Genomic DNA, 12,226 nt, shown 5'->3' with positions numbered 1-12,226 from the left:
TATCTAGAAATAAAAAAACATCCTTTTTAGTAGCAAATAAAGACAGGTCTAAGTAAATCAAAAAAATAAACTAAAAACGAATGGTTTACACAAACAAATTCAAAGTATTCTAAATTTTCTCAAGTTTTTTTTTGATAATATAATATTTTATTCAGCTACATAAATATTCTTTAAATTAAATTGAGAAATAGCGACTTTTTTTGCTATTTTTGTAAGGCAGTTGAATAAAAAAAAGCTGCTTGAACGTTTTATTTAATACAACAACAACTTTTAAAAAAACACTATAAAATGAGTTTAGAAACAAAATTTGAACTTTCTATTGATAAAATAGAAAAGTCTAGAGTCGATTCAATTGATTTCGAGAATGTAAAATTTGGATCTATTTTCACGGATCATATGTTGGTTTGTCATTATAAAGATGGTAAATGGGGAAAAGTGGAAATCAAACCTTATGGACCGATGAGTTTCGCACCTTCAATTAATGTTTTCCACTACGGGCAAGCTATTTTCGAGGGAATGAAAGCGTACAAAGATAATAATGACGATGTATGGTTATTCCGTCCACGCGAGAACTGGGCTCGTTTTAATAAATCTGCAGAACGTATGGCTATGCCACATATTGATGAAGAAAGATTTATTGATGGTTTAAAAGCACTTTTAGATTTAGATAGAGAATGGGTTAGAAAAGGAGAAGGAAACTCTTTATACTTACGTCCATTTATGGTTGGTACACACGAAGGTGTTGTTGCAGGACCATCTAGCGAATTTATGTTCTGTGTTATTTGTTCTCCTGCTCGTACATACTACTCAGGAAAAGTAAAAGTACAAGTTGCTGAGCACTATAGCCGTGCAGCTAACGGAGGTGTAGGTTATACTAAATGTTCTGGAAACTACGGTGGACAGTTCTACCCTACTCAATTAGCACAACAAGAAGGATACCAACAAATTATCTGGACTGATGATGCTACACATACAAAATTAGAAGAGGCTGGTACAATGAACGTATTCTTCAGAATTGGAGATACTTTAATTACAGCTCCTACTAGTGAGCGTATCTTAGATGGTGTTACAAGAAAGAGTTTAATTGACATCGCTAAAAGCAAAGGAATCAACGTTGAAGTACGCGCTATCGTTGTTCAAGAATTATTGGATGCACATGCTAAAGGTGAATTATTAGAAATCTTTGGTGCTGGAACTGCAGTAACTATCGGACAAATTGAAGGTTTTGCTTACCAACAAAAATACTACGAATTACCAAATGTAAAAGATGAAGATTCTTATGCTATCATGTTGAAAACAAACCTACAAGGTATTCAACAAAAAGCAATTGAAGATACTTTCAACTGGACAGAAAAAATATAAGTATCCCAAAAGGATATTATTTCAAGAACGGCAGGCATCCTGCCGTTTTTTTATGCGCTATATTGAAGGTTTTTACTTATTTTTGCTAAAATCTTTATTATGTTTACACCAGGGCAAATTCAATTCGCGCTTTTCTTTATTGTTGTTTTTACGATTGTACTGATCATCATGTATCGTAAAGATCTTAACCTTCATAGAAAGTACTACAAAAATAGATTGTGGATTCTACTCGCGTTTCTTGCCTTCATTGGTTCATTATTCATCCTAAAGAATGTGCTTAAATAATTTCTAATCCTAGGTTGTCGACTGCTTACTATGAAAATTCTCAAGTATTTCCTACTGCTTATTACCTTATTATGCGTTTCGCTTATTGTTTTTGTATTGACACAAAGTGGTAATTTCAAAATAACGAAATCCTTTGAATTAGATGCACCTCAACCTATTGTTTACCAATACATTCAAGATTTAAACAACTGGAACGACTGGATTGCAACAGAAAAATTAACCAATGGTGTATACGCCATTGACCTACCAAATATAGGTACCTACCAAATTCGAAAAGAATACGAAAAACTCAATGATAGTATCTCTCAAGATATCTTATATGACAATAAACTGTCTAACATCATTTGGCGTTTCTCTACACAAGGGCAAAAAACAAAAGTAGATTTCTCTTTTGAAGGCTCGATTGATCTCAGAACGAAAATCCTTACGTTCTTTTCAGGGTCTCCTAATAAAGTTGTTGGAGAAGCGATTGACAATAGCATCAATGGACTTATTGTATTTTTTATTAAACAATACAAAGAGTATGACCTAACCACAACGGGATCGGTTAAGAAAGCACCGTTGAACTATATCTACCTCGACGGAACTGCTGACTATACGGATATCAAACCATCCATTGAATTGCTACACGCAAAATTAACAGAGTTTTGTACAGCAAATAATATTAAAGTAGATACTACTCCCTTGTTGGTTTTTGACAACACTCCATTAACACAGACGTTGTCCTTTCAATATGGTTTTAAACTACACGATTCAATCTTCTTGAACGAAGAAGAACTATTTAAAACAGCTACGTTAGAAGCTAGCTCTTACTTTGAAAGCACTGTTTCGGGATATTATTCTCATCTACCAAAAGCATTGAGAGAGATTAGACCGATCATCAGTAAATCAGAAGTATTCACGAATAATCCAGCAGGAAAAATGATTATTGAATTGAATCAATCTTCTTTCAATAACCGTTTACCATCTTCTTGGAAAACAACAATTTTGATTCCGATTATACAAAATCAACAACCAACAACAGTATATGACAGCATAAGACGACCTTATACTCGTCCTTACGGAATACCTAAAGAAAACAGTACAACAACAGATACTCCTCCAACCACAACAACAGGACAAGAGGAAAACAACGGATAAAAAAAAAGAGAATCTAAATAGATTCTCTTTTTTTATTATAATCCACTAGCCAATAAGGCTTTAGCTCGTTCTAAATCTTCTGGCGTATCAATACCTACTCCCACGTGGTGCGTAATCGCCATTTTAATGCGCTTACCGTATTCCAAATAACGCAATTGTTCTAATTTCTCTGTCGCCTCCAAGAACTTCATCGGCCAAGTAGTAAACTCTAACAACGCTTCTCTTCTGAACGCATATACTCCGATATGTTGGTAATACTGCACCCCTGTTTCTCTATCGCGAGGATAAGGAATAACAGAACGAGAGAAATACAACGCTACTTTATTTTCATCCACTACTACTTTCACATTGTTAGGATTTTCAATAATAGCCCAATCGTGAATAGGCGTCATTAAAGATGCTAAATCGATTTGTTTTGCGGTATCTTCTTTAAAAATCTCAATCAACTGTTCCAGATTATCTTTATTGACAAAAGGCTCATCTCCTTGAACGTTAATCACAATATCAGCTTCGATATCCGCAATGGCTTCTGCAATACGATCACTACCACTTTCGTGTTCTTTTATGCTGCGAACTACTTTACCTCCATGCATTTGAATCTCATCAAAAATTAAAGGTGAATCAGTCACAACAAAAACATCATCAAATAACCCTGTTGCTACCGTAGCTTCATAGGTTCTACGAATAATGGTTTTTCCTCCTAATTCTTGCATTAATTTAGCAGGAAAACGCGTAGAGGCATAACGAGCCGGAATTACCGCAATTACTTTCATATCGGTTGTATTAATTTCAATCAAAGATAAGGGATTTCAAGATTTTCCTACCATAGAAATGCCTGATTTATTACTGGTGATTAATCAAATTGTTCTTCAAAATACTCCTCTTGAAAACCAATCAAATACAATTTGCTTTTCGCACGTGTGATGGCTGTATACAACCAACGCACATAGTCCTGATTAATCCCCTCAGGTAAATAAGGTTGTTCAATAAAAACAGTATCCCATTGCCCACCTTGTGATTTATGACAGGTTACCGCATAAGAAAACTTCACCTGCAAAGCATTAAAATATTCGTTTTCCTTTACTTTCTGGTTCTTTTTATATTTTGAGATTTCATCTTCATAATCCAATAATACTTCTTGATACAATCGATTACTCTCCTCATACGTCAAAGCAGGAGATTCACTCGTTAACGTATCCAAAAGGATTACAGTATCAAACGGAATCATCTCTTCATAATCAATCATGCGAATACGCACAGAAGCAAAACGGAAACCATAAAGTTCAACCGTTTTATAAATCTGAAGAATTTCAATGATATCCCCATTAGCTAAAAAGTCAGTTACAGTAGAATCTTTCAACCAATAGTAGTTATTTTTCACGACCATCAACAAATCCCCCGCTGCTATTTCGCTTTCACGATCTAAAATACGCATTCGAATCTGCTGATTATACGCATTGGCACGTTTATTTGAACGCACAATAAACATCGTTTCTTCTGGTCCCGCATTAGAATAGGAAGAAAGAATTGCATCCTGAATGTCATAACTATCCGTTAAGCGAATGATATCCTTAAAACCGTATAAATTAAACTGAAACGTATCCATAAAATGGGAATCTAACAACATGCGCAATTCTGTCGCATTATAGAGAATTCCCGAATCTTCTTCTTGACGCATTACTTCGTCTAGTTCAATATGGTGAATAGGCATATTATAATGAAACCCCAATTGGTCCGTATCCAAAGCAGGGCTTACTGTCATATTAATTGGCGGAAGCTGTGCAACATCCCCAATCAAGATTAGCTTGCAATTTTGTCCTGTATACACATAGTAAATCAAATCATCCAAAAGAGAACCATGTGGATACATACTGCTATCACCTGCAGAACCATCGCCAATCATCGAAGCCTCATCGACAATAAAAATGGTGTTTTTATGCTTATTTTGACGCATAGTATACTGCATCCCTCCGCCATTTTTTAATGGTTTAGGATAGTAAATATACTTGTGAATGGTAAAGGCTGAACGCTGAGCATAACTGCTAATCACTTTAGCAGCACGTCCCGTTGGTGCTAACATCACGGCGTATTTTTGAATCGAACGCAATTGATTCACTACTACAGATAACAAAGTCGTCTTTCCTGTACCTGCATATCCCTTCAAAACAAACAACTCATCCTGCTGATCTGCCGTAATAAATTCGGCTATCTTCTGTAAAAAAATATCTTGTTTTAACGTCAGTTCATACGGAAATTGATGTCGTAATACCTTGTAAAATTCAGTTCCTCTCATGCTATTATTCTCCTAAATACACCTAAAACACCAAAGATACTAAGCTTTTTACCCCAAGACTAATATACTCCCTTAAAATTGTTTAAATTTGTCTCTCGCATTCGCAGTTAGAAATTTAGTGCAAAAACGATGGAGCAAAGCTTAAACAAACTTATCATTCAGGTATCCCTTCAGAAATTTACGTTTATCATTCAAGAAATTGAATCGAAACAAATTCACCATTTTGCTTCGGAAGGGTTCAACCAAAATAGACCAATTGAAGATCAGTTGCACAGCCTCTTTGCTAAACATGAAATTTTATCCACTCCTTTTGAGGATATTTTAGTTTTACACGATAGTAATCTCAATACGTTTGTACCAACTGCCTTATTTGACGAGCAGGCATTAGGATCGTATTTACAATACAACACCAAAGTATTTTCTACTGATTTTTTTGCTTTTGATGAATTATCAGCTAAAAACATCAACAATGTGTATATTCCCTATGTACAAATCAATAATGTATTGTTAGATCAACTTGGGGCATTTACGTATCAACATATTAATACGGCGTTAGTTGATCGCATCTTAGATCTTTCAGCAAACAATAAAGAAATCGAAGTATATGCCTACGTGCAAAAAGATCACTTCGAACTCATCGTTGCACAAGAAGGACAATTAATTTTATTCAACTCCTTCTTATATAACACTGCACAAGATTTTATCTACTACTTATTATTCGTATATGAACAGCTCAAACTGGATGCAGAAACAGTTCCTTTGAAGTTGTTAAGTCGTATCGAAAAAGACGACAGCTTGTTTGAACAGGCCTATACGTATATTCGACACGTAGAAATTTTGGAGGAACAAGCAACTATTGCCCCTTCCCTCCTCTTACATTATCAAGTACCCAAACAACATTATATTTTATTCCATCTATGAGAATTATTTCAGGAAAATTAAAAGGAAGAAAACTAAGTCCACCTAAAAACTTACCTGTTCGCCCTACTACAGACATGAGTAAAGAAGCTTTGTTTAATATTTTAAACAATCACTTCAATTTCTCTGAGCTACAAGTCTTAGACTTATTTTCAGGCACAGGAAGTATTAGCTACGAGTTTGCTTCAAGAGGCGTGGAAAATATTGTCAGCATTGATGCTGATTATGGTTGTGTCAATTTTATTAAGAAAACAGCAAAGGATTTTGATTTAAATATCGTTCCTTACAAATCGGATGTATTCAAATTTCTTGAAAAACATCAAGGAACCTATGACATTATTTTTGCTGACCCCCCTTATGATTTCACGCAAGAGCAATTTGAAAAAATTGTAACAGATATTTTAAACAATAACCTCTTAGATGAAGAGGGAATGTTAGTGGTAGAGCACTCTAAATTCACAAAATTAGAACACCTCCCTCATTTTTCTTTTGAAAAGAACTACGGAGGATCTGTCTTTACTTTTTTTGAATACGCATCGGACGAAGAAGACGAAGATACAGACGAAGAAGAATAAAAAAAATCCACACCTAGGTGTGGATTTTTTTATTCTTATACATTGATTTAAAAATAAATGCAGATCTATAAGCCGGATTCTGTATGCACCGAAATGCACCCTTATCATTTATCCAGGCCATCAATTACTCAATGACTCCATCTGCCTACCCCTAAAGCATCGGGCGAGCAGCCCTCGAACGCTAAATATACATGGCATTTCACCGTATAGAGTTTACCTGATTTCACTACAGCATTACCTGTACATCCTTTCTGTTGCACTTGTCCTCACGGATTGCTCCGCGGATGGGTGTTACCCACTATACCGCTCTATGGTGTCCAGACTTTCCTCTCGTTTATTACTAAACCAGCGATAAGGCGATCTGCATAAGATTGCAAAAGTACAGCTTTCCGCGAAAAGGCGAACAAACTATTTACTTTATTTTATATCTATTATGGAATCCATTTCTTAGGGAAATTCGGCTTGCGTTTTTCTAAGAATGCATTGCGTCCTTCAATCGCTTCTTCTGTCATATAAGCTAAACGAGTAGCTTCTCCAGCAAATACTTGCTGCCCCACCATACCATCATCTGTCAAGTTCATCGCAAATTTCAACATCTTAATAGAAGTTGGTGATTTCGCTAATACTTCTTGTGCCCATTCATACGCTGTATCTTCTAACTCAGCATGTGGAATTACTGCATTAACCATCCCCATTTCAAAAGCTTCTTGAGCCGAATAGTTTCTTCCTAAAAAGAAAATCTCTCTCGCTTTTTTCTGTCCAACCATTTTAGCTAAATACGCAGAACCATAACCACCATCAAAACTAGTTACATCTGCATCTGTTTGTTTAAAAATAGCATGTTCTTTACTCGCCAAGGTCATATCACAAACTACGTGTAAACTATGTCCTCCACCAACAGCCCATCCAGGTACTACAGCAATCACTACTTTAGGCATGAAACGAATTAAACGTTGTACCTCTAATATATTCAAACGATGCATTCCATCTTCTCCTACATACCCTTGGTGCCCTCTCGCTTTTTGGTCTCCTCCACTACAAAAAGAATACACGCCATCTTTTGGTGAAGGACCTTCTGCAGAAAGCAATACAACTCCAATAGAAGTATCTTCTTGCGCATCATAAAAAGCGCGGTACAACTCACTCGTTGTTTTTGGTCTAAAAGCATTTCGAACTTCTGGTCGATTAAACGCGATACGAGCTACTCCATCACACTTTTTATAGGTAATGTCTTCAAACTCGATCGCCGTTTTCCATTCTATTTTACTCATATCTTTTACTATTTGTGAGTAAAATTACTGCTTTTTTACTTCATATCTAAACAAAGACCAAGAGAATCTACGCCTTCCTCTTATCCGTAGAAATAAATCACCAATCTTGCATTTATCGCTTTAAAAAAGAAGATGGATTGCGTACTTCCTATTTTTTTCATTTGTAAACTGAAAGTTTAGCGAGATTTTTCTTTGATATTCGATAACTTTTACTAATTTGGTTTTTTCTTTAAAAAATCCCTACAAAGACAGTAAGACTAATGAATACCAAACTCGCAATCTCTTTAGTTAGCTTATTAGCTTTCGCTTCTTGCAAACAGCAACAGGAAGCTACTATGGATTTAGCCTTGAATATGCCCATCATCAAAGAGCACAATGTCTTTGTTGATAAGCCTTATGAATCTTCATTTCAAGAACTAAAACCAGAATATATCCTTGAAAAAGGACAACAAATCGAAGATTTCTACAATCAATATATCAAAAAAAGCGGTTATACAGGAAGCTTTTTAGTAGCACAAAACGGTAAAATTTTATATGAAAACTATTCCGGCTATGCGAATAAAAGACAAAATGAAGCCATTACCGAAACCACGCCTATTCACGTAGCCTCAGTGGGTAAAGTAGTTACAGCAATAACTATTTTACGCTTGGTACAAGAGGATTTATTGAGCTTAGATCAACCTGTTTCGGAAATTATCGAAGGTTTTCCTTATGAGAATATTACGGTGCGTACTTTACTAAGTCACCGCAGTGGTTTAAAATATTATGGCTACTACCCAAACAAATGGACCAGCCAAAATGTAATTACCAATGACCAAGTCCTAGAAGTAATCAAGAGTCAAACCGTTGCTTTGGATTTCAAACCCAACACGCGTTTTACTTATAGCAACACCAATTATGTTGTTCTTGCTTCTATTGCTGAAAAAGTAACAGGTAAAAAGTTTAAACAAGTGGTTCGCGATTTAATCTTTGATCCGCTAGAAATGAACCACAGCTTTGTCTTTGACGATATTACACACAAAAATGAAGTAACTCAGTCTTATAATTCAAACTACCGCGAAATGCACTGGGATTATATGGATGGTACCTATGGGGATAAAAATATTTACACCACCCCAAGAGATATGCTCAAATTAGATACAGCAATGTATTCGGATGACTTTTTAAGTGCTGATTTAAAAGCGCAAATGACAGAAGGATATAGCTTTGAGAGCAAAGGCACACGTAACTACGGCTTAGGTATGCGTTTAATCAAAATGAAGAACAATAAAAACTATACCTACCACAACGGTTGGTGGAGAGGAAATACATCTTCTTATATTCGCTTAGCTGATTCTAATGCTTGTATCATTCTCTTTTCAAACAAGTATTCGAAATTAACGTATAAGACAATCGATTTATCTCATTATTTAGGAGATTATCCTGTCGGAAATGTAGAGTTGTAATGTAAATTACAACTCTTTTTTTTGCTCATGATAAATCATAAGTAACAAGTGATTTCTTAGATTTCACAAACCAATGGGAAAGAGGAAATGAGAAAAGGGAAAGAAGTAAATTTTCGATTAAAGACGATTTGCAAAAAAACAATACCCCACAGCATGGTGTGAGCACGGGATGCGACCCTTCGTCCCTCAGGGATACATACTGGGTGTGAATTACGAGGCAATGAGGGGTAAGGCGGTGAGACGGTGAGCAAACCTCACAAAGTGCAAACCTCACAAAGTGCAAACCTCACAAAGTGCAAACCTCACAAAGTGCAAACCTCACAAAGTGCAGACCTCACAAAGTGCAAACCTCACAAAGTGCAAACCTCACAAAGTGCAAACCTCACAAAGTGCAAACCTCACAAAGTGCAAACCTCACAAAGTACAAACCTCACAAAGTACAAACCTCACTAATCATTCAATATGCGCTTAATATCTTTATTATCGCCATATAATACCATGATATCCCCTTTGTGTAAAACAGTATCATAAGAAGCGATGCCTTGTACCTCGTGAATTTTTCGTTGTGCACCAAAGAAATTGCGTTCTTCTCTCACCTTCAACGTAGTTAATACAACTAAGTTATAATTGGTTCTAAAGCCAATTTCCCCAAGTGTTTTATTGGCAAAACGATCCGATATTGTGATTTCAACAATACTATAACGTCCATTAATTTCATACGAATCGACCACTCCTTTGATGCATAATTTCTTCGCCCAACGCTCTGCTGTTTCTTCTTCTGGGTGTACAATTTCATCAACGCCAATCGCCTGTAATACATTTTCATGTAAAGGTGTAATCGCACGACTAATTAAACGCTTGACATTTAAATTCTTTAAAACTGCAGTGGTCATAATATTAGCCCCTTGATCTTCTCCAATGGCAACAATAACAATATCTGTATTAGCCAAAGGTAAACCCGCAACTAAATACTGATCCGTTGAATCCAAACAAATCGTATGCGATACTTTGTCCTTATTTGCATCTACGCGAGCCATATTTTTATCAACTCCGATGACTTCATTTCCTTGTTCGGTTAATTTTTGAGCCAAAGAAGCACCAAAATTTCCTAAACCGATAATTATATATTTCATCCTAACTTTTCTATTAGTTAATCAAAATTTCTTCTGTTGGATACCTGTAATTGGTTATCGTTTCTTTTTTGCTAATTGCAATTAAAATCGTCAAGATACTCACGCGTCCTACAAACATCAACATGATGAGTGTTACTTTACTAGGATCCGCTAGTTTTGCTGTAATACCCGTACTCAATCCTGCTGTACTATAAGCTGAAAATGCTTCATAAGCCAACCGAATAATATCGATTTTAGGCTCAAAAAAAGTCAAAGCAAATAATGCAACTCCAATACTAAACAACGATAAAAAGATAATGGCAAATGCGCGTCTTACAGCAGACTCATCTACTTCTCTACGGTTGACTTCGATTCTCGTTTTCCCTTTCATCAACGTCCATATATTCAATAATGCAATAGCAAATGTCGTCGTTTTAATTCCCCCTCCAGTAGAAATGGGAGACGCTCCAATCCACATCAAAAGCATCAGAATTAAAAACGTAGGCACAGTAAACAAATTATTATCTACCGAAGCAAAACCAGCAGTACGCGGTGAAGTAGCGGTAAAAAAGGCCACTACCACTTTTCCAATCCCGTGATGTTCAGATAAAGTATTGTTATATTCTAATAAATAAACCAAAAGTGTTCCTCCTACAATTAACCCCGCTGTTGTAATAAGAATAATCTTTGTACTCAAATTAATTACTCGAGGTACGTATACACTTGCTTCCTTCAAACTAAAAGGAAGTATTCGGTTCACGATAAGGTGCTTGACGTATTTATAAACATTATAGACGATGGGAAAGCCCAAACCACCCATAATAAATAAACCAGCGATAATTAATTGCAACGGATAGTTGAATCGATATTCTAAGGTATATAAATTTTCAGGTAAAGTGGAGAATCCCGCATTACAAAAAGCAGAAACTCCATGAAAAATAGCGAAGAATATTCGCTCGTATATAGAATCAAATACTTGATTTCGAATACTGATAAAAATAGCAATCATCCCAATCAATTGGATAATACCCGAGATAATCATAATGCGTTTCAAGGTTCCAAAAACATCCCCTAACTTATCAATAGACGACACATCTTTTAAAACCAATTGATTGCCGTACGATGCTTTTCCCCTAAAGAAATAGCTAAAATAACTCGCAATAGTCATGATTCCCAATCCTCCACATTCCATCAAAAAAATCATCACCGTCTTCCCGAAAAGGGTAAACTGGCTCCCTATATCAACCGTTGATAATCCCGTAACACATACGGCACTTGTAGCGGTAAATAGCGCATCAATATAACGCAAACTCCCTGGTGTAACCGTAGCTTTTGGAAAAGAAAGCATAAAGGCCCCAATGAAGATAATCAGCAAAAAACTGACGATAAACAACTGAGGAGGCGTTAGCTTTGTTTTCTTCAAGTTGAGCTGCAACATGGAAAACTCACGCACAAGCATGATAAATACAGCAAAGAAAATGACCGCATTACTATCAAAAAAACGAATGGTATGTTCCGGTTGCCAACGAACAACGACCAGCGTCAAAAATAAAAGCACGCTAAAAATATCGAAGATCTTAACTCCTAAACTGGGGAATTTCTTTTTCTGAAAAGCACTGTAATACCGATAGATGATAATCACCATACCAAAGGTCAAACACACATTGTACAAATGGTGCAAATGGCTGTGATAATCGTTCAACGTATTGAAACCTAAATCAAAAATTAGGACAAATAAAGAAATAAAACTAAGCAAGAACGGCAAGCGAACTAAAAAGTACTTTATTTTATTCACAACGACATCCTTGAGGTAAAATAACGGCAT

At 35.8% G+C, this 12,226-nt stretch carries 10 protein-coding genes and 1 other RNA gene; 5 read left to right on the top strand and 6 right to left on the bottom strand.

Features of this window, described 5'->3' with window-relative positions; all coding sequences use genetic code 11:
• Positions 1–288: 288 nt before the first annotated feature.
• Both ACUTSE_RS07440 and ACUTSE_RS07435 read left to right on the top strand, forming a co-directional pair.
• A complete protein-coding gene (locus ACUTSE_RS07440; protein ID WP_002986632.1) occupies positions 289–1,362 on the top strand; it encodes a branched-chain amino acid aminotransferase in 1,074 nt (357 codons plus the stop codon).
• A gap of 315 nt (positions 1,363–1,677) precedes the next feature.
• Positions 1,678–2,787, top strand: a complete 1,110-nt coding sequence (locus tag ACUTSE_RS07435) for a hypothetical protein (protein ID WP_445639740.1) — start codon at positions 1,678–1,680, stop codon at positions 2,785–2,787.
• 35 nt (positions 2,788–2,822) lie between these two features.
• Here the strand turns inward: ACUTSE_RS07435 and kdsB are convergent, their stop codons facing one another.
• Both kdsB and ACUTSE_RS07425 read right to left on the bottom strand, forming a co-directional pair.
• Positions 2,823–3,560, bottom strand: a complete 738-nt coding sequence (gene kdsB / locus ACUTSE_RS07430; protein WP_002986638.1) for a 3-deoxy-manno-octulosonate cytidylyltransferase — start codon at positions 3,558–3,560, stop codon at positions 2,823–2,825.
• 80 nt (positions 3,561–3,640) lie between these two features.
• On the bottom strand, positions 3,641–5,080 hold the full coding sequence (locus tag ACUTSE_RS07425) for an ATP-dependent DNA helicase (RefSeq protein WP_445639739.1): 1,440 nt from the start codon (positions 5,078–5,080) through the stop codon (positions 3,641–3,643).
• Between the two features lie 129 nt (positions 5,081–5,209).
• Between ACUTSE_RS07425 and ACUTSE_RS07420 the strand changes: the two genes are divergently transcribed.
• Both ACUTSE_RS07420 and ACUTSE_RS07415 read left to right on the top strand, forming a co-directional pair.
• Positions 5,210–6,001, top strand: a complete 792-nt coding sequence (locus ACUTSE_RS07420) for a DUF3822 family protein (RefSeq protein WP_445639738.1) — start codon at positions 5,210–5,212, stop codon at positions 5,999–6,001.
• Positions 5,998–6,573, top strand: coding sequence for an RsmD family RNA methyltransferase (locus tag ACUTSE_RS07415; protein ID WP_445639737.1), 576 nt, complete (start codon positions 5,998–6,000; stop codon positions 6,571–6,573). Before ACUTSE_RS07420 ends, ACUTSE_RS07415 begins: the two co-directional genes overlap by 4 nt.
• Positions 6,574–6,625: 52 nt before the next feature.
• On the opposite strand, the gene rnpB is transcribed toward ACUTSE_RS07415, so the two are convergent.
• An RNA gene (gene rnpB, locus ACUTSE_RS07410) (RNase P RNA component class A) lies at positions 6,626–6,941 on the bottom strand.
• A gap of 63 nt (positions 6,942–7,004) precedes the next feature.
• Positions 7,005–7,844, bottom strand: a complete 840-nt coding sequence (locus tag ACUTSE_RS07405; protein ID WP_002986642.1) for a 1,4-dihydroxy-2-naphthoyl-CoA synthase — start codon at positions 7,842–7,844, stop codon at positions 7,005–7,007.
• A 260-nt stretch (positions 7,845–8,104) separates the two neighbouring features.
• Here ACUTSE_RS07405 and ACUTSE_RS07400 point away from each other — a divergent pair, with 260 nt between their 5' ends.
• Positions 8,105–9,289 (top strand): serine hydrolase domain-containing protein, encoded by a 1,185-nt coding sequence (locus ACUTSE_RS07400; protein ID WP_445639736.1) that lies wholly within the window; start codon positions 8,105–8,107, stop codon positions 9,287–9,289.
• A gap of 449 nt (positions 9,290–9,738) precedes the next feature.
• Here the strand turns inward: ACUTSE_RS07400 and ACUTSE_RS07395 are convergent, their stop codons facing one another.
• Together ACUTSE_RS07395 and ACUTSE_RS07390 are read right to left on the bottom strand one after the other, a co-directional pair.
• On the bottom strand, positions 9,739–10,422 hold the full coding sequence (locus ACUTSE_RS07395) for a potassium channel family protein (protein WP_002986645.1): 684 nt from the start codon (positions 10,420–10,422) through the stop codon (positions 9,739–9,741).
• A gap of 13 nt (positions 10,423–10,435) precedes the next feature.
• Positions 10,436–12,226: a TrkH family potassium uptake protein gene (locus ACUTSE_RS07390; RefSeq protein WP_445639735.1), complete on the bottom strand. Its 1,791-nt coding sequence runs from the start codon at positions 12,224–12,226 to the stop codon at positions 10,436–10,438.

Source organism: Myroides sp. TSA_177.3, assembly GCF_052691955.1.
This window is presented reverse-complemented; position numbering and strand designations above follow the sequence as displayed.